This is a genomic window from Labilithrix luteola (genome assembly GCF_001263205.1).
GTDB lineage: Bacteria > Myxococcota_A > Polyangia > Polyangiales > Polyangiaceae > Labilithrix > Labilithrix luteola.
The window spans coordinates 6,073,071-6,091,522 of sequence record NZ_CP012333.1; the positions used below are offsets into that span (position 1 = coordinate 6,073,071).

Sequence of the window (18,452 nt, forward strand, 5' to 3'; positions counted from 1 at the left end):
ATGAACAGGAACGGTGTCGTGTGTCGCCGTGAATGCATTTGTTCAAAGTGTCTGACGATCGACTTGCGAATAGGTGTTCTGTGATTAGGTTTTAGATTTCGACCTCGCAGGGCGTGCGGGCGATCGGGGAGGGGCGTATGAATGGACGGGATCGGGACGATGGGGAGCAGCTCTCCGTGCATGCGTGGCAAGCGTGGCGTCGGACCGTGGCCGAGCGGGTGTGCGGGAAGGTTTGCAGCGGAGGAGAGCCGACGGAGACGACGCCAAGGCTTCTCGCGGAGCTGTCGAACGAAGAGATACTCGTCGCACTGAAATCGTTCGTCGGTGCGGAGAGGCAGTCGCTCGCGAGGGTGATCGTCTATCTCGTCGAGATCGAAGAGCGCCGGATCCATCTCGAGCTCGGATCTTCGTCGATGTTCGACTTTTGCACGCGCAGGCTCGGCTTTAGCGAGGGAGAAGCCTTTCGACGGCTCACGGCGGCGCGTCTCGCTCGGCGTTTGCCAGTGCTCCTCGATGCCATTGCGTCGGGAAGAATCCATCTCTCGAGTCTCGTGCTTCTCCGTGACGTTCTCACCGAGGCGAATGTCGACGCGATCGTCGCCGCCGCGAGCGGCAAAACGAAGCGCGAGGTCGAGGAGCTCGTCGCTCGAATGGCCCCGAAGCCCGACGTCCGAGCGTCGATTCGGAAGCTGCCGGAGCGAAGGTCGTCTTCCTCTGCCGCCTCATCGCAAGAATCGTTCACGACGGCGTCGCAGTCGCCGCCAACGAGCCGCGTGTCGCCATCGCAGTTACAGGCCATCGCGGAGCGGCGCTACAAGGTTCAGCTCACGGCGAACGAGACCCTTCGCGACAAGCTGGAGCTCGCACGGGCTCTCATGAGTCACCGAAATCCGAATGGGGATCTCGCGGTGATTGTCGAACGAGCCGTCGAGCTCCTCATCGAGAAACTCTCGAAAGAGAAGCTCGGTACAACCTCGCGAGCGCGCCTTCGCAAGTCCTCGGCGAAGCACGGCTACGTGACGCGTGCGGCCCGTCGGGAAGCGTTCGCGCGCGACGGTATGCAATGCTCGTTCGTCGGCGAAAACGGACAGCGGTGTTCGGCGCGCTCGTTTCTCGAACTCGACCACGTGACGCCCCGGGCGCTCGGTGGCAGCGGCGAGGCCGAGAACCTCCGCGTCTTTTGCCGAGCGCACAACCACGACGCTGCCGAGCGCGTGTTCGGCCGCGCGCATGTCGAAGCCCGGATCCGGACCTCCCGAAAGCGCTCTTCGCGAGCGCCGGATCGCAGCGCCCCGTCTGCTGGGCCGCCTAACTTTTCCCAGCGGAAGTACGAAAGAGAGAGAGGAGCCTCCTCTACGGCATCGTCGTCGGCGCCGGCCTTCGGTGGCCTAGCGCTCGAGGCAAGCCACGGAGCGCTCGCGCCCGAGCACGCACGGGACAACACCGTACGGAAACAGGTGCGCACCGCGCTGCTCACGCTGGGTTTCCGCGGCGCCGAGGCCGACCGCGCCCTCCTGATGATCGACCGAGAGGAGTGCGAGGAGGCGTGGCGGCGGCCGATCGAGACACTCGTTCGCGAGGCCCTCGGCATCCTCACATGACTCGTGCATGAGCGTGTTGCCAAAGTCGTTCGAAGCAGCCACCTGTCGAATTCGCGTTACCCCATCGCCGTCGATGGGCGCCCCTATCGAAAGCACGTCGCGTGAGACATGATAAACCGTTGAACATGTCCTCCGTGCCGATCGCTCCGAGCACCGCGGCGTCATCCTCGGCGAACGCGCCTGTCTGGGTATGCGTGGTGTGTGGCGTTCCGAGTTCGCCGGTCGCGGGGCCCGCGCCCTGCCCCCGATGCGGAGCAGCGACGTACGACGCGGCGGGCCGCGACCGCGCATTCGTTGCAGGGGCCGTTGCGCTCCAGGCGAGCGAGCGCAGAAAGCGCGGGGGCCTCATCGGGTTCGCCGGAGCGATTGTCCTGACCATCGGGCTTGTAGGCGCTCTCGGGCGGGCCATGGCGAACATGGCCATCATGCTCGCAGCGTGCGCGGTCTCGTACCTCGCGTGGGTCGGCGTGGACTGGGTGAGCATGGGCCCGGAGCGTCGTGCGCTCGGGGCCATGTTTCGACCGCCTCCGTTCGCCGGGCGCGTCGCGTCGAGCACCCCGGTCGTCATCGTCGGTATTGCCGTTGTCGCACTGCTCGACCCCTGCCTGCACCTTGCCGTCACCGCAGGTCGCCGAGACGCAGGTCGAGAGGCATCCGTCGGTGTCGTCGGTGTTTCCGTCGTCACACTCTTCACCGGCCGCGGAGTTGGTGAAGCCGTCACCGCACGATGCCACGCTGCAGTCCGCGTCACACGTGGCCGTATTCGAACAAATCGGAGCGACTTGAGTGATGGGCGTCGCGACCTGTTTGAAGGTCAAGAATTGAGAGTCGGGGACGCCGTAGTGGTAGTTGTTGAAGGAGTTCCCGGGGAAGGCGGCCGTTATCCGGGTCGACACAACGCCGAAGTCAAGGCGTGAGCGCCCGCGCGACACGTCCGCACAGGTCTCGTCTCACGGGCGAGGCCAACCGTGATGGTCGGGGTTGCTCACACGGCGTCGAAAAGATCAACGGCGATGTCGACCTCGAAATCGAATGCCCCACGAGATCGGAGAGACGCACGTCGCAGGCATCGGAGGATGTCCGCCGCTTCGAAGCACATTCTGATTTTGCTCGAGAGCCGTCGAAGAACTAAGACGTTCTCTCTCGCATGAGCGCATCTCCCAAACCAGGCACCGAGCATCACGCATTGCGCCGTCTGACCGGTGCATGGTCGGCACGCATCAAACACTACGAGCGCCCGAATCAACCGCCTCGGGAGAGCTCGGGCGAGTTTCTCGCGCGGATGGACATTGGCGGCCTCTTCCTATGCCGAGAAGTGAATTTCGGCATGGCGGGCTTCCAAGGACGCGGCATTACTGGTTACGACGCGTCACGAGGCACGTACGTCGGAACCTGGGTCGACTCGACATCGCCCCTCATCTACCGGACCGAAGGACACTTCGACGCACGCGGCGTGTACTGCGAACATTCGGAGGTCCCCAGCGCAAACGGCGCTTCCAATCGCTTGCGCCTCACGACCGAGGTCATCGCTCCGAACCAGATGCTGCTTCGGATCTACGAACCGGATGAAGTCGGCAACGAGACCCTGGTGATTCAGATCGAGCACACGCGGCGCCGCTTCATCGACTGACCGCGTCACGTGCTCGTTCCAACGGATCGAAGTCGGAATGGTGTCGGTCGTGCAAACGTCCGTTGACGTAACGCGGAGACGCTTTAGTCTCGAATCCATGGCACACGCGAAGGACACGGCGGGGCCGTCGGGCGTCACGAATGGACCTCCCGCCCCGGAGAGTTCGGGGACGGCAAAGCTCTCGGCTCCGGTGGCGGGGGCGCGATGCTCGCGTTGCGGCGAGGTGATTCGCCCCGCGCGAGGGGGACCCATGCAGGATCAAGATCATGCCGATCGCGACTCCTGCATCCGTTATCTCGGTGAGGTGGTCGCGAAGCTCACGGCGGCGCCGCGCATGTCCTGAGCCCGTGACTCGCTGCAGCGTTTTGTCCTACCGCTCTCGTCTCGAAGTCGCACGCGTTCGGAACGAACGTGTCGCGATCGCGGTGTTAAACAAGATGTATGGCGTGTCGAAGTCTTCGTTCGAAGTCGGCGCCAGGGCGAAGCCGAGGGCGCAGGCGAGTCGCCCGTGCGTGCTGCGGTGTGGTTGCGTTGGTCGTTGCCGGCACGCCGCTCACCGCCTTTGCCGACGAGGATTGTGGCTCGATGAGCCGGGAGGAGGTCGAGGCTCGTCTCGACTTTCTCGCGCACGTCTTCGATCGTGAGATTCACGCCATCGAGACGTGGTCCTATGTTTGGGGCAGCGTGCCTGCTCTCGCCGCGGTGGGCCAGGGCGTTGCTCTGACGCTCACGCACGATTACGGAACGCGCGTCGATCTTTCGGTGGGAATCGTCACGTCATTGATCGGTGTCTTGTCGCTCGGTCTCTTGCCATTGAGACTCACGCTTCCGATGCGCAACGCGCGATGGCGTTGGGGAGAAGCCGATCGATGCGCTGTTCTCGGCCACGCCGAAGCGACGCTCGCGCGCGCCGCAAAGGACCAATCGATGGCGACAGGAGGGCTCACCCATCTCGGCAACATTGCGCTGAACACGGGGGTCGTCCTGGTTCTTGGACTCGGGTACGACCGCTGGTCCACGGCCGCCATTAGCGGTGGTGCGGGCGTCGTAATCGGTGAACTCACCGCGTTTACCCAGCCTCACCACTTGCGCGATGCACTCGAAGGCTATCGCGCGGGAAGGTTCTACGTCCCGAACTCGAAGATCTCGTGGTCGATCGGACCGACGATTGGGAAAGACGCGTGGGGGGCCGCATTGCGCGCGTCGTGGTGACCAATCCCGTCGACGCAGAGCGAGGTCACCGACGTGAGTAAGAAAGCGAACGACGGATTCCGTCCCGCGACGTTGTGTTCGGTACTATGGGGGGGTGGAGCAGCTGCTCGTGTGGACACGCGCGCGATCGATTTCCGAGGCGATTGCCTACTCGCTGGTTGTCAACGTGCTCATGTTCTTCGCTGCACTCGCGTTCGGCGGGGCGGTCGTGCGTGCGTTTCCGAACGCCAGGGTCGCGCACCAAGGACCGCCCCTGTCGCGCACGGAGCTCGTTTTGGCGTCGCTCTGCGTAACGTTCAACTCGCTCGTCATGTTCGCGGGATGGTGGCTTTTCCAGGCAGGACTGCTGCGGGTTGACGGTGCGCCTTTCGGTTGGCGCTGGATGGTCGACGCGGTTCTGCTCGTGCTCGTGATGGACATCGCGATGTACGCCACCCATCGCGTGGCGCATTTTTCGCCGATCTATCGATTCGTCCACGAGATCCATCACCGTTACGACCAGCCGCGGCCGCTCACGCTCTTCGTGCTCCACCCGATCGAAGTTTGCGGCTTCGGCGGGCTGTGGATCGCCGTTCTGTGCACGCACGCCTTCTCGCTCGGTGGCATGCTCCTCTACCTCACGACGAACACGCTGTTCGGAACGCTCGGACACGTCGGGGTCGAGCCCCTACCCGAGTGGTGGGCCAGGGTCCCCATCCTGCGTGGCATCGGGACGAGCACGTTCCACGCGCGCCATCATCAGAATCCGACCACGAACTTCGGCTTCTACACCGCGATCTGGGATCGGCTCTTCACGACCATCGACCCACACTACGCGTCGAACTTCGCGCGACTCGTCGCATCCGCCGAGAGGCATGCCGCGCAGGGCTGCGTCGAGGCGAACGAGTGAAGGCCATGCGTACGCGTCCCCACGTCATGTGCTTGGTGGCTAGGCCTGATCGACCTTCCGCGCGAGCGGATCGAGAAGCGAAACAAGCTCCGCGAGAGCGTGTCGCGTCGAGATCGACACCATGGGCCAAAAGGCGGGGGCGTAGAAAATGGAGAACTCCGAACGAACACCATCGAGGTTGCGCGCGACGGCGAGAGTCCCCACGTCGTCCATCCCAATGCCCCAATCCGTCGACGGGGGCAGTGCCTGGAAATCGATAGCGGCCAAGATTTCCAGGGCGTTTGCGCACCACCCAGGAAGGCTCCGGGCGCGGATGCGCTGCTCACGTTTGGCCTGGTGTTCGAAATTCGATGTTTGCCAAACGATCTCGACGCGCCCGCTGTCCGCGCTCGTCACCTCGAGGCGCCAACCCCAGAGATCGGCGCTGAATCCCGTGTCGTACTGAATCGTCAGTCGCAGACGGCTCATTGTCGGTCCACCCACGCTTGGAGAGAACGTCCCCGACAGACTCGCCAAGCGTGAGCGCGAACCGGATCAGCCAGGCTTGCTGGCGTTGCGGAGGGCGGCCACCACCCAGTTGACGTGGCGCTCGGGCGCGGCGTCGGTCATGTGCTTTTGCATCATCGGCATCTCGAGGATGCCGATGTGGTCGGCGAGGTTGGTTTGGAAAGGCATGCCCTCGAGGGCAACGCCGTCGGCACGGACCTGGCGGCCCTCGATGTGGGTCTGCTGGAGCACCGCGATACAAACCTGGCGAAGCAGCTCGTAGGCGTTCTCGTCTGCGGCCACCGAGATGATCAGCTTGCCGAACGTGGGGTCCTTGTTGACGAGGATGTCGCCAGCCTCGAAGCCGCAATCGAAGCGGATCTTCAGGTCCTTGATGGCGCCGCCAAAGGTCTCCTTCAGCTTGGCGACGAGCGATGATGCCTCCGGAATCTCGATCTTGTCGAACGTGCCGGCGTTGGGGAGGAACAAGCCCATCCCGCCGTCGCGGCTGTCTTTGAGGTTCGGCTTCCAGCTCTCGGCGTTGATGCGGAACTCGCGGCCCACGTGGGTGACCACCAGCTGGTCCTGCGCGAAGTCGATGGGCTCACCGTTGGCGATGCGCATCTGCCACTGCACCAGGTTGAGCGGTTCGAGCTCGCTTCCGCGGCGGATGGCGTGCACCTCCTCGGTGACGGGGTGCTCCACCTGGATGCGGGTGTTCATCTCCAGGAAGTAGTAGCGCCCCTCCTTGTACATGAGCTCGATGGTGCCGGCGCCCACGTAGCCCACGTCCTCCGCGAACCGCACGGCCAGGGTCTGGACGCGCTCGCGAAGCTCCGGCTTGTTCCGCAAGAGCGCCGGCGGGGCCTCTTCCTGGATCTTCTGGCTGGCGCGTTGCTCGCTGCAATCGCGCATGCCGAAGTGGCGCGTGTTGCCGTAGCGATCGCGGAGGACCTGCACCTCGAGGTGGACGGTCTCCGGGATGTTCTGCTCGAACATCACACCGGCGTCCCAGCCGTTGCTCGCGATCTCCCCGAGCACCTTGGTGATCGCCGCCGGGAGTCCTTCGAGGTCCTTGACGACGGCCTGTCCGCGCCCGCCGCCGCCGTTGGCCGCTTTGAGGCGGCCCGGGAAGGTGAACGTGCCGGCGCGGTAGGCCTCCTCCACGCGCGCCTGGATCTCGGCGGCGTCGCTCGCCTCGAGCGTCACGCCCGGCGTCACCGCGGACGGATCGAGCCGCTGCACCATGGATCGGAACGTGCGTTTGTCGCCCGCGCGCTCGACCACGTCCTGCATGGGGCCCACGAAGACGAGACCGTGCTGGCGGAAGTGGCGGATGGCGGACGCGTTCTCGGCGAGCGGCCCGTAGCCCGGGTAGACGGCGGCCAGCGCGAGCTCCTGCTCCCAGCTCTCCGCGAACTTCTCTTTGAACGCCTTGAAGACCTTCTCGGTGATCTGGGCGTAGTTGGCGTACGTCTCGCGGAAGGTTCCCTGCAGGCCCACGGTGAAGCCGCCGTGCTCGCGCGCGAGGCGGACCTGCAGCGCGTTGGCGTCGTCCTGCAGGCTGTGGCAGACCACCGGCGTGAGCCCGAGGGCGATGCACTCACGGACGGCGCGGACGCCCATCTCTCCCTTGTCCGCGACGATGATGTACTTCATCGCTTTGGCGCTGACCGTGGTCGCGGGGTAGGCGTACAGGTCCGTGGTGGCGAGGTAGAGGAAGTCCAGGGCGGCAGGAGACGTACGCAGCAGCTCCTCCGCCTGCGCACGCACCAGCGCGGCGAGCTCGGTCCGCAGCTGCTCATCGACCTGCAGCAGCACCAGGAAGCGTCGCGTGTCCGCTTCGTCGAGCTGCTGGCCTAGGCGCTGCTCGGCGTCCGCCGACACGAAGGCACGGGCCCACGCGTGGTGCGCCCGAGGGTCGGCCGACAGCTCCTCCTTCAGGCGGCCGACGTCCGCGATGAGGGCCTCGACGGCCGCAACGTGCGCCTTCCCCTCGGGGAGGTCGAGAACGGCCGGCCTCCAGACGTAGCGCGCATCCCAGACGCTCCCGTTGGCGATGATGTAGCGTGTCGCTAGGAGGCGCCGACCGCGCTCGCCCTGCACCACCGTCCCGAGATCCGCGAGGCGCGCCTCGGGATGACGCAGCCACACCAGGAAGGCCTGCTTGGGGCTTACGTGGCCACCGCCTGGATTGACGATCTGGAGCGGATGATTGGTCGCACGTGCGGCAGCCCCCGGTTGCGAAGCAACGGCCGCGCTTGCAGTCGGGGAGGGGGAGGACGAAGCGGTCATGGCCTTCTGAACTCCTCAATCCGCGGACGCACGTCAAGGCCGGCGTGAATTGACGCAGGAGGCCAAATCCGGCGGTTGCTCGCCGGTCGTCACCCAGTTCGTCCGCTGAGCAAACAGGGCTCGACGTTCGCAGCGCCGTCGAAGGTTCGGGGACCTTCGGCCTCGACCTTCGTAAGCCCGAAGGATGTCCCGAGACATCCCGATCGCGATCGGTTGCCGCGATGACGGGGTCGAACGACCCAAAGTTCGGCCATTTGCATGAAAAAAGGAGGTCCGCGGACCTCCCTTTCCCTTGTGCGTGTCGTTCTTGGAGATCCCGGGACATCGGCCGGCGAGGCGCGTGACGTTTGCGATGTCCTGGGACGTCGCTCGCGCGTCAGGCTGGTGGCGTGGGCGGGGCGGGCGTGGGTGACTCGGGAGGCGGCGCGTCGGCGGGCACTCCGCTCCCTCGGCGCCCCTGCGCCTCGCGGAACTTGTCGACCGGGCGGAGGGCCCGGCGTACCGACGCCACCGCCGAAGCATCGTCCTCGGCGTGAGCGAGGAGCTGGACGTTGTACGCCGCGATGGCCGCCGTGAGCTTGCGCAGGGGCTCGTCGAGGGCGGGCGCATCGGACTGTTCGGCGCCTGCCTTCGTGATCCCGAGCGCCTCGCCGTAGGCTTTGTGGGCGTCTTGCACGGCGAGACGAAACTCCTTGCCGGCGAGGCCGTCGATCGTCGCAGCGAGCTTGCGCTCGTCGATGACGTCGAGCCGACGTTGGCTCTCGGCATGTTCGGCGACGTAGGGTAGCTTCAGAAACGCAAGCCCTTCGGGGAAGAGCAGCTTCACGGCTTCGCTCGCGCGTGCCTGCTTGTCGGGATGCTCGTCGAGCGCTTCCCAGGCGGCGATGCGATCGTGGAGCGCCGACCAGCAGATATCGAGTTTGCGGTCGAGAGGCCGAGGATCGGAGAGCTCCTCGAGCCGCACGCGTTTTCGCCACGCGCCTTCGAGAGCCTCGACCGAAGCGTGCATTCGCTTCGCGGCCTTCTTCGCCGTATTCGATGTGTCCTTCGGAACGAGCGCGAGCAGCATCTTGCCGAGGCTGATCGCGTTTGCGACGTCGAGTCGAGGCAAACGCAGGTACGCCAACGGATCGAGATCGTCGACCATGAAATCCCCCTTGGAAGTGAGGCGTTCAATCCTGCATTTCCGTCCGCAAATGGCAAGGCACCCTGGCCGGATCCTCTCAGCTCAGTCCGTGGTTCCGCGCGTGCTTCGTCGGTTCCCCGATGCAATTTGCCACATAGAGGTTCCGAGCGGGTCTCGTCTCTGAACGTCATGGCTGTAGCCATCCGACTGCGACCTTCCTGGGCCGAGACGAACGAAGACATCGAGTGCTCCCTCACGGCTGGGGCTTCACGGCCGACAAGCGGGGCCAATCAAGGTTTCTGTTGTGCCGCTCGTCGTCATCTATGCGGCTCAGCTTTTTGGCAAAGGCTGGGTTTTCGAACTATCGCGGAGTTAGGCGCGTCGTGTGATTGCCGCCGGCGAGAAGACTTCGCGTGAAGAAATGTTAACGCATCCTCCCTGGGGAGGATGTTCGGAATATGGCGCATATGTTCTTTTGTGGCGCATCGCTCGTTCCATATCTCATTGGGTATCTCATTGAGGTGTGCGTATGAAATGGAGGGTGGCTTTTGCGCTCATTAAAATGGTTGGGAATTGCCGCATTCGGTGCAGTCAGTGTCGTAGCTTGCTCGTCGAACCAAGCTGACGATGCCAGCAGCGAGCCGCTCGCTCGCAAGTCCGCTGCACTGGTCGGTGCTTCGGATGAAGGTGAATCGGTACTTCATGCTCCGGCGTCCTCTTCCTCGACGCCGTCAATGACGGTTGACTGGTCGGGCCTGGAAGGCGGCGTCTCTACGTTGGGAACGGACGCGTCTCTCGAGCTCGTCGTCGAGAACCACGAGGATGAGGTCCTGTCTGCTACGCTTGTACTCGAGATCTCTGGTCTCGGGGCGAAGCGCAGCGTCGACCTAGGACAGCTGACGCTCTCTCCGCGGGAGGTACAGCGCGTCTCCTGGTCACCTGGGAGCAGCCCGATCGCTCCGATCGGTTCGCTCGCGCGCGTGGTCCCGAGGATTTCGTACACCCGAGCGGACGTCGCGGTCCGTTTGCCGGGACGGCAGTTGTATTTGGCGTTCGCCGCCGACGGGCATCAGCTCTTCGTGTCCGAGTCGAATGGCAATGGCGTGAGACTCGCCTCGATGGGGCAGTCGACCTCGCGTGCAGTGGCTGGAGGTGGAGACGTTGCCACGCTACTCACCTCACTAGGCAATCGCCGTGGGCAGGTTGACGGTCGCCGTGTCGACAGTACGCCCAGTCTCCTCAAGATGGCTGCTCCTGCTGGTGCCTCCGCGGGTGAATCCAATGCCGACGAATTTATCGGCGATTCAGTCAGCTATCCTGAGAGCGAGGCACCGACTTCTTCCGTAGTGGCCAACGGTATTGGTGGTGGTCCCGTCATCGTCATCCCACCAATTTGCATGAACAAGCAGACGATACCGGTTTGTTCCAGGTGGAGGACAAACGGCTTCACTGACCTCGGCGGAGGAATCGGCGTCGTTCCGGTCGATTACGATCTTTCGTCGGCTCCCGCGGCGTATGCGAATGCAACGTTCTACTCGGACAACGATGTCATGTGGCAAGGAACGCTTGACGCGAACGGGTGTACGCCGAGCGTGACGTTCTGCTCGAACCGTACCCTCCGCGTTGACGTCTCGGCTTCGTCGCTCCAGAAGCCTGCGGTTACCATCAACAATACCGTTCTATTCCCGGCATCACGCCAGGTGAATATCTCCCCGTCGCGCACGTTCTCGGCTACCGTGACGCTTGCGCAGACGATCCCTTCGGGCAGCTACATTGCTAACGCCCAGCTCTGGGCCAGCAACCAGCCAGACGACTACGTCGTCCGGACCGCCGCTGTCCTTGGACGTATCCTTTCAATGCCAGACAACGGGTTTCCGACGAGCTCTGCGCCGGCTCTCGCCGTTCACACCGAGAACGGGTGCATGCTAGACGCCACGAGGTGCGACCCGCGACTATCTTATGGTTCTACGGTATACGACAAGCTGTGTGGCGAGGCGTGCGGCCGCGCCAACGACGTCTGGTACGGTCCGAGCTTGAGCGCGGTTGGCGGCCTTCACCCGACTGGTCATCATACGACGGAGAGTGCCTACTCGATTGCTCATGAAATTGGGCACTCGGTGCAATTTAGTGCTGGCGCGGATCCGGCCAATCGGAAGGAGTACGACGAGGATCGGGGGACAGGGCTCTGCGGCTGCGAACACGTGACCGACGGCAATCGGCTACACTGCCTTCAATCAAGTCACGAGCAGGCGAATGCCAATATCGAGGGATTTGCCCAGTTCTACTCCACCAGGGCGATGAACGATCAGGGCGGTGACGCGCAGTTTAGCTATTACAAGACGTTCCGACGCATGACGTACGGCGCGAATGGCTCGCTGACGCAGACGATGCTCGCACCGCCCGTTGCGATCTCTGTCGGAGCTCCCTTCACCACACCGTATACAACGGGCTGGGTGCGGAACTACTGCAACGAGGCCGGTCATAGCAGTGAGTACGATTGGCTGACGTTCCTCTGGGGCGTCAACGGAAAGCCGACGTCGTCACGTCCCACGATGAGCGAACTTCTGAGCATTCTGTCGAGTGCTCGCTCGAACTTTGGGTGGTCTGCCTTCGCTGACGCAACGACTGCACAGTATCCGCCCAATAGCGTGAAAATCTCCACGATTATGAACGCGGCTACCCTTCACGGCGTGAATCTCTGAGGTTCAAAATGTCTTTGTTCGGCACCTCCGCCTCTGTTCGATGGGCCGTTCTCTGCTTAATTCTCCCATTGAACGCCTGCGGCCGAGATCGTACGTCCCCTACTGAAGTCACTCCTGTCGACGTGCGCGACAGTGGGAGCGAGGGTGGCGGTGCCGGGCAAGGGCAACAAGATAGTTCCGCCGCTTCGTGTCCGCACGTGGAGGTGGTTCCAAAGTGCAAGGATGGGTTCTGCCTGATTCCACGCGGATGCTTCATCAAGGGGTCACCGGTCGACGAGCCTTTGCGCGCGCGCTATCGCGAAGAGGAGCACCCGGTGACGCTCACGCAATCGTTCGTGATGCAGGATCACGAAACGACGCAAGAGGAGTGGGCAGCGCTCGGCTTCAAGAATCTGGCGGGAACTCGCACGAACGATGATGGCGGCAAAGATTGCACCGAGCCCTCATGTCCTGCGTCGACGATGACGTGGTTCGAAGCGGTGCACTTCGCAAACGAGAAGTCGTCACGGGAAGGCCTACCTGCGTGCATCGAGCTACTCGATTGCACTGGGACGGTGGGCGTCGACTTCGAGTGCAAGGGTTACCGTCAGACGACCTCTTCCTATTACGAGTGCAAGGGGTACCGAATCCCTACGAAGTACGAAGTCGAGTATGCCAAGCGGGCGGGCACGAGGACGACGTTCTACTCGGGGCCTTTCGAGCCGGTGAGCGACAGGTGCATCGACATTCCTCACCTCGACGACACGGCTTGGTATTGCACAAATTCAAAGGGGACAACCCATCCGGTGAAGTCGAAGAAGCCCAATCCATGGGGGCTCTACGACATGATGGGTAATGCGACCGAATTCACGAGCTCCGATCCGTACGCTTACGACCCCGACATAAAGCCAGAGACCGATCCGGAGTCGCAGATCAATACGAAAGGCCAAATCGCTTACGTTGATGCTCCGTACTTCGCGTGGCCAGCATTGCTTCGGTCTGCCGCGCGGACCGGCGAACTGTACTACTTCATGAGCAATCCTCAACGGACCGGCATGGGGGTCGCCCTTGGTTTCCGACTCGTGCGCAGCGTTTCGCCCGAAGAGGCCGCTCGCTGGTGATGCGAGCTCTGTTCCCGGTGCATTGTCGGCGTAGTCGCTCACTGTTGGGCCGGGGATGAGATGGCGGATACAGATCAATCTCGATTCAATCACTCGACGTCCAAGTACGGGGCGGCTGTCTCAAGAATATTTGCAGAGAGGGAGGGATGACAGCACCCCGGTTCGGCACCTCGGTGCTACGGGCAATTGTCTCGTTGGCTCTCGCAATGAGCGCCTGCGGTCGAGATGCTCCGCCTACTGAAGTCACTCCTGTCGACGTGCGCGGCAGTGGGAGCGAGGGTGGAGGTGCCGGGCAAGGGCAGCAAGATAGTTCCGCCGCTTCGTGTCCGCACGTCGCCGTGGTTCCAAAGTGCAGGGACGGGTTCTGCCTGATCCCGAGCGGCTGCTTCATCAAAGGCTCGCCGTTGGACGAGCCTTTCCGCGCGCGCTATCGCGAAGAAGAGCATCCGGTGACACTCACGCAGTCGTTCGTGATGCAGGATCACGAGACGACGCAACAGGAGTGGGCCGCGCTCGGGTTCAAGAACCTCGCCGGGACTCGCACGAACGATGATGGCGGCAAAGATTGCACCGAGCCCTCATGTCCTGCGTCGACGATGACGTGGTTCGAAGCGGTGCACTTCGCAAACGAGAAGTCGTCACGGGAAGGCCTACCTGCGTGCATTGAGCTACTCGATTGCACCGGGACGGTTGGCGTCGACTTCGAGTGCAAGGGTTACCGTCAGACGACCTCTTCCTATTACGAGTGCAAGGGGTACCGAATCCCTACGATGTACGAAGTCGAGTACGCCAAGAGGGCGGGCACGAGGACGGCGTTCTACTCGGGGCCTTTCGAGCCGGCGAGCAACGAGTGCATCGACATCCCTCACCTCGACGACACGGCTTGGTATTGCGCAAATTCAAAGCGGACAACCCATCCTGCGAAGTCGAAAAAGCCCAATCCGTGGGGGCTCTACGACATGATGGGGAATGCCAGTGAATTTACGAGCTCCGACCCGTACGCGTATGACCCGGACATCAAGCCCGAAACGGATCCGGAGGCTCAGATCAATACGAAAGGCCAAATCGCTCACGTCGACGGGGCGTATTTCGCGTGGCCAACATTGCTGCGGTCTGCGGCGAAGACGGGGGAGCTGTACTACTTCATGAGCAATCCCCAACGGACCGGCATGGGGGTCGCTCTCGGTTTCCGACTCGTGCGAAGCGTTTCGCCCGAAGAGGCCGCCCGCTGGTGATGTGACCTCTATTCCCGGTGTGTCGTCGCTTGCCATTGGGCCGGGGATGAGATGGTGGATGAGATCAATCTCGGTCGATCACTCAGCGTCCAAGTACGGGCTCGCCCGGGGTGGCCACCATGGTGCTACTGGATGGGGCAGCCACACCAGAAGACCTGCCGGGGCTCACGTGGCCACCGCGGCGGCCGTAGCGCCGCAAGAACCGAAGGCAATCGACGTCGGCCAGCTGGAGACGTGTCGCCGCTCTGGTTGGTGCTGAAACCATAGCCGCCTTCTCCCGAGCACTCGGTCTCGAGACGAGACTGTGGACGCCACGTTGCAACGATGTCTAACCGTCGTGCCAGACGGCGACGATGCGCATCTTCGAGCACCCTCCTCGGCTGAACCATGCTGCGACCTACTCAGAAGGTACGAATTCATGGGGGCGCGGCTCGCAAGTGAGGGCGGCAAGCCCCGTGCGCGGTTGCTCGGCGTCGCCGCGATCGTCGCGTGGTCCATCAACGCCTTCGAAGCGGTCGCCACCATCCTCGACGAGGGGCGTTGGCCATCGATTCCGTCGATCGCTGTCCGTTTTGTGCCGCTCGCCGTCTTCCTTCCAGCCGTCCTCTGGTTGCTCGGCCCCGGGCTCGGATCGCGCCCTCGCGCCGTGACGTACGGAATCCTGTCTCTGGCGTCGATCGCTAGCACCTTCCTCAACATCGAGCTCTTCTACGTGCTCGCCGTGCTCCTGCCGTTCTTGCTGGGCGAGCACCGCGCGATGGCGTGGCTCGTACTCTGCAACGTCGTCGGCATGCCCTGGCTCGTCTTCGTGCTGAAGATCCATCCGAGCAACGCCGGCCTCGATCCGCGCCTCTCGGGAGCCGCGACGACCATGATCGCCGTCGTCTCGCACCTCGGGTGGCAAGCGTTCGCCTTCGCCGTTGGCCTGATGGCCGCGAAGGAGCGGGATCAGCGCCGCGAGACGGCCCAGCTCAACCTGGAGCTTGTCGCGACGCAGGGGCTCCTCGCGGACAGCGCGCGACTCACGAATCGACTCGAGATCTCCCGCGAGCTCCACGACACCCTCGGTCACCACCTCACAGGGCTGCACCTCCAGCTCGAACTCGTCGCGCGTCTCGCCCCGGCGCAGGTACGCTCGCCTCTCGAGGAGGCGCGCCGCATCGCGAAGCTCCTCCTCGCGGATGTTCGAGACGCGGTGAGCGCCTTGCGCACGGACGCGGTCATCGATCTGCGCGGCGCGCTCTCGACCCTCGCGAAGAGCAGTAGCGGCCCCGAGATCCGGCTCACCTTCGGCGAGAGTGTGCGCGTCGAGCGCTTCGATCGAGCGCACGCGCTCTTTCGCTGCGCGCAGGAGGCCATCACGAACGCGCACCGGCACGCGAGCGCTGGAGTCGTGCTCATCGACGTGCGGGAGACATCGTCGGGAGTCGTGCTCTCGGTGAGCGACGACGGACGCGGCCAGAAGGAGGCGCGCCCCGGCAACGGCCTCCGGGGCATGCGCGAGCGCATCGAGGCTCTGGACGGCCACCTCGATCTCGAGACAGCCGAGGGCCGTGGCTTCCGGGTTCAGGCCTGGCTCCCGCGGGATGGTGCCACGTGATCCGTATCGTGATCGTCGACGATCAAACACTGCTCCGTAACGGACTTCGGAGCCTCCTCGCGCTGGTCGCCGACTTCGAGGTCGTGGGCGAGGCGCGCGACGGCGACGAAGCCCTCACCGTCATCCGCGCTCGTGCGCCCGACGTCGTGCTGCTCGACGTGCGGATGCCCAGGCGGGATGGAGTCTCCGTGCTCGCAGCGCTCGGCGAGCAGGCGCCACCGACGCTCCTATTGACGACATTCGACGACGACGAAGCGCTGCTCGCCGGCGTGCGCGCCGGAGCGCGTGGATTCCTGTTGAAGGACGTATCGTTCGAACAGCTCGAGGCGGCGATTCGAGGCATCGCTGCCGGAGAGACGTTGATCCGGCCGACGATCACCGAGGCCGCCACGCGCTCGCCCGGCGGGCGCCGCATCGAGTTCGAACGCAGTGATCGACCGGAGGCGCTGACGCCACGAGAGCGCGAGGTGCTCCGCCTCATGGCCGGAGGCTTCAGCAATCGCGAGATCGCCGACGCGCTGGGGACGAGCGAGGGGACCGCGAAAAACCACGCGTCGAGTATCTTCGCGAAGCTCGGCGTGCGCGATCGCACGCGCGCGGTGCTGCATGCGCTCGAGCTCGGCCTGATCTGAGTCTACCCCTGCCAGAAGTCATGCGTCGAAGGCATGACTTCCGGCACATGCGCGAACCGAGCGGCGTTTCGTAGGGTGACGACCATGAGTCGCCCTCAACGCATCTCCCCTGTTCATCGCCTCGCGTGCGCTCTGGCGCTTTCGATCCTCGCTGCGCTCACCTCCCTCGCCGCCGCGGGATGCTCCTCCTCGCCGGACGCCCCACAGGCTGGAGAATTCGAAGACTTTCTCGGCCATGCCACGCACCTGGGCAGCTCGCTCTACCGCATCAACGCCACCACCGAGGGCTCCTCGGACCGCGCGACAGGTTCGTGCGTTGAGCCGGGCGCTCCCGAACGCATCTACTCGTTCACCGCTCCCGCCGATGGCATCGCTCGCTTCGCGCAAAGCGGTACGGCCCCAGCGCTCCACGTTCGGGAGCGCTGGGACGATCCGGCCACCGAGCGAGCGTGCAATGCCGACGTGAACCCGCTCACGGGCAAAGCCGACGTCTTCGTCGAGGTCCACGCCGGTCAAACGCTGTACGTCTTTGCGGACAACCAAGACGCAGAGAGCTCCGGACCGTTCGTGCTCGACTACGAGTTGCTGCCCCTGTTTCCGGATCTCGCCCCCTTGAAGGGCGTGTATCGATCGCGGGGCTACGGGCTCGTGCTCGCGATCGAGGGCGACGCCGTTCACCTCTTCGAGGCGTCGGCGCACCACTGTCTCGTATCGCTCGAGGGGCCCACTGCCTCGCTCGCTTCGGTGGTCGATCATATTGCACCTGGTCCTTCACCGGGGACCTTGGCCCTCGACATCAACGGAAGCTTCACCACCATCGTGTTCGAGCGTGTCGACGCGCTCCCCGAGCCGTGCCGCAATGGCGGGACGCCCCGAATCGGGAGCCCTGGCTACCGCGACGATGCGCTTGGCCTCTTCGACGTCTTCGCTCAAACGTTTCGCGACCACTACACGTTCTTCGATCTCCGCGGCGTGGACTGGGAGGCGAGCGTCGCGAGCGAGCGCGCGAAGCTCACGTCGACGTCGACGGACGCCGAGCTCTTCGCGAGCTTCTCGTCGCTGCTCGCGCCGCTCCACGATGGCCACGCCTCCGTGCACACGCTCGAGGATGATTTCGAGTCGAAGCCGCAGGAGATCCAGAGCGTGTTCGAGAGCGAGCACGGGGCGCTCAACCTGCCGGGAGACGTGGCGACCTACGTGCACGATCAGCTCGTTCTCGCGCGAGCGGCCGCCGACAACGCGATCGTCGGTCCGGTCGGCCGCTACCAGAAGCACCTCGTCTATGGCCGGCTCCCGGGAAACGTCGGCTACCTCCGCATCCACCATTTCATGTGGTTCCGTTCCGAGCTCGGGCTCTTCCTCGACGCGCTCGATACGGCGCTTGCATCGCTCTCCGATACCTCGCGTCTCGTGCTCGATGTCCGCTGGAACGGCGGAGGCTCCGACGTCGCCGCTGTCGAGGTGGCTCGCCGATTCGCCCTTGATTCAAGGGTCTTTGCGACCAAGCGCGCCCGTGATGGCGCTGGCTGGACGGCGACGCGCGAACTGATGGTCGCCCCGAGCGCGAGCCCCTACGCAGGCAAGGTGGCGCTGCTCGTCAGCGGCAGTACGGCGAGCGCAGGTGAGGTGTTCACGCTCGCGCTCCGCGGCCGACCGAATGTCCAGGTCATCGGGTGGCCGACGGACGGCGCCTTCAGTGACGTGCTCGAGCGGCAGCTCCCGAACGGCTGGCAGTTCGGCCTTTCGAACGAGGAGTACCGCGCCGCCGACGGGAGAGTGTACGAGGCGATCGGGGTGCCGCCCGACCTCCTCTTGCAAGGCGACGCGTATCCGCGCGTAGACCGGATCGACGGCGTAGACCGCGTGCTCGCGAACGTCCTGGCCGTCATGGCGAAGTGAGCTGCGCCTCCAAGCTGAAGGAACAACTCTAGCGTACGCGGTCGT

General features: G+C 64.0%; 15 protein-coding genes. 11 read left to right on the forward strand and 4 right to left on the reverse strand.

The window, feature by feature from the left end; all coding sequences use genetic code 11:
- Positions 1 to 137: 137 nt before the first annotated feature.
- Complete coding sequence (locus AKJ09_RS26565; RefSeq protein WP_146650472.1) at positions 138 to 1,601, forward strand: hypothetical protein; 1,464 nt, start codon at positions 138 to 140, stop codon at positions 1,599 to 1,601.
- Between the two features lie 161 nt (positions 1,602 to 1,762).
- Here AKJ09_RS26565 and AKJ09_RS26570 read toward each other — a convergent pair whose 3' ends face one another.
- Positions 1,763 to 2,497 (reverse strand): DUF4215 domain-containing protein, encoded by a 735-nt coding sequence (locus AKJ09_RS26570; RefSeq protein WP_240488594.1) that lies wholly within the window; start codon positions 2,495 to 2,497, stop codon positions 1,763 to 1,765.
- 251 nt (positions 2,498 to 2,748) lie between these two features.
- On the opposite strand from AKJ09_RS26570, the gene AKJ09_RS26575 reads away from it, so the two are divergent.
- The 4 genes from AKJ09_RS26575 to AKJ09_RS26590 all read left to right on the forward strand — a co-directional run bounded on the left by AKJ09_RS26575 (position 2,749) and on the right by AKJ09_RS26590 (position 5,332).
- Positions 2,749 to 3,231, forward strand: a complete 483-nt coding sequence (locus AKJ09_RS26575) for a DUF1579 family protein (protein WP_146650476.1) — start codon at positions 2,749 to 2,751, stop codon at positions 3,229 to 3,231.
- Between the two features lie 97 nt (positions 3,232 to 3,328).
- Positions 3,329 to 3,574 (forward strand): hypothetical protein, encoded by a 246-nt coding sequence (locus AKJ09_RS26580; protein WP_146650479.1) that lies wholly within the window; start codon positions 3,329 to 3,331, stop codon positions 3,572 to 3,574.
- Positions 3,575 to 3,816: 242 nt separating this feature from the next.
- Positions 3,817 to 4,443 carry a hypothetical protein gene (locus AKJ09_RS26585; RefSeq protein ID WP_146650481.1) on the forward strand — a complete coding sequence of 209 codons (627 nt, stop codon included), beginning with the start codon at positions 3,817 to 3,819 and terminating at the stop codon, positions 4,441 to 4,443.
- Between the two features lie 94 nt (positions 4,444 to 4,537).
- Positions 4,538 to 5,332 carry a sterol desaturase family protein gene (locus tag AKJ09_RS26590; protein ID WP_240488595.1) on the forward strand — a complete coding sequence of 265 codons (795 nt, stop codon included), beginning with the start codon at positions 4,538 to 4,540 and terminating at the stop codon, positions 5,330 to 5,332.
- A gap of 39 nt (positions 5,333 to 5,371) precedes the next feature.
- Here the strand turns inward: AKJ09_RS26590 and AKJ09_RS26595 are convergent, their stop codons facing one another.
- The 3 genes from AKJ09_RS26595 to AKJ09_RS26605 all read right to left on the reverse strand — a co-directional run bounded on the left by AKJ09_RS26595 (position 5,372) and on the right by AKJ09_RS26605 (position 9,260).
- Positions 5,372 to 5,800, reverse strand: a complete 429-nt coding sequence (locus tag AKJ09_RS26595; protein ID WP_146650483.1) for a hypothetical protein — start codon at positions 5,798 to 5,800, stop codon at positions 5,372 to 5,374.
- A 66-nt stretch (positions 5,801 to 5,866) separates the two neighbouring features.
- Entirely contained in the window at positions 5,867 to 8,113 is a 2,247-nt protein-coding gene (locus AKJ09_RS26600; protein ID WP_146650485.1) for an ATP-binding protein, read from the reverse strand.
- Between the two features lie 376 nt (positions 8,114 to 8,489).
- Positions 8,490 to 9,260 (reverse strand): hypothetical protein, encoded by a 771-nt coding sequence (locus AKJ09_RS26605; RefSeq protein WP_146650486.1) that lies wholly within the window; start codon positions 9,258 to 9,260, stop codon positions 8,490 to 8,492.
- A gap of 545 nt (positions 9,261 to 9,805) precedes the next feature.
- Here AKJ09_RS26605 and AKJ09_RS26610 point away from each other — a divergent pair.
- The 6 genes from AKJ09_RS26610 to AKJ09_RS26635 all read left to right on the forward strand — a co-directional run bounded on the left by AKJ09_RS26610 (position 9,806) and on the right by AKJ09_RS26635 (position 18,407).
- Complete coding sequence (locus AKJ09_RS26610) at positions 9,806 to 11,941, forward strand: hypothetical protein (protein WP_146650488.1); 2,136 nt, start codon at positions 9,806 to 9,808, stop codon at positions 11,939 to 11,941.
- 8 nt (positions 11,942 to 11,949) lie between these two features.
- Entirely contained in the window at positions 11,950 to 13,041 is a 1,092-nt protein-coding gene (locus tag AKJ09_RS26615) for a formylglycine-generating enzyme family protein (RefSeq protein ID WP_146650490.1), read from the forward strand.
- A gap of 206 nt (positions 13,042 to 13,247) precedes the next feature.
- The gene (locus AKJ09_RS26620; RefSeq protein WP_275936647.1) at positions 13,248 to 14,276 is read left to right on the forward strand and encodes a formylglycine-generating enzyme family protein; all 1,029 of its coding nucleotides are present in this window, start codon (positions 13,248 to 13,250) and stop codon (positions 14,274 to 14,276) included.
- Positions 14,277 to 14,694: 418 nt separating this feature from the next.
- Positions 14,695 to 15,876 carry a sensor histidine kinase gene (locus tag AKJ09_RS26625; protein WP_146650494.1) on the forward strand — a complete coding sequence of 394 codons (1,182 nt, stop codon included), beginning with the start codon at positions 14,695 to 14,697 and terminating at the stop codon, positions 15,874 to 15,876.
- On the forward strand, positions 15,873 to 16,508 hold the full coding sequence (locus AKJ09_RS26630; RefSeq protein ID WP_146650496.1) for a response regulator: 636 nt from the start codon (positions 15,873 to 15,875) through the stop codon (positions 16,506 to 16,508). Before AKJ09_RS26625 ends, AKJ09_RS26630 begins: the two co-directional genes overlap by 4 nt.
- A gap of 84 nt (positions 16,509 to 16,592) precedes the next feature.
- The gene (locus AKJ09_RS26635; protein WP_169927883.1) at positions 16,593 to 18,407 is read left to right on the forward strand and encodes a S41 family peptidase; all 1,815 of its coding nucleotides are present in this window, start codon (positions 16,593 to 16,595) and stop codon (positions 18,405 to 18,407) included.
- The last annotated feature ends 45 nt before the right edge of the window (positions 18,408 to 18,452 follow it).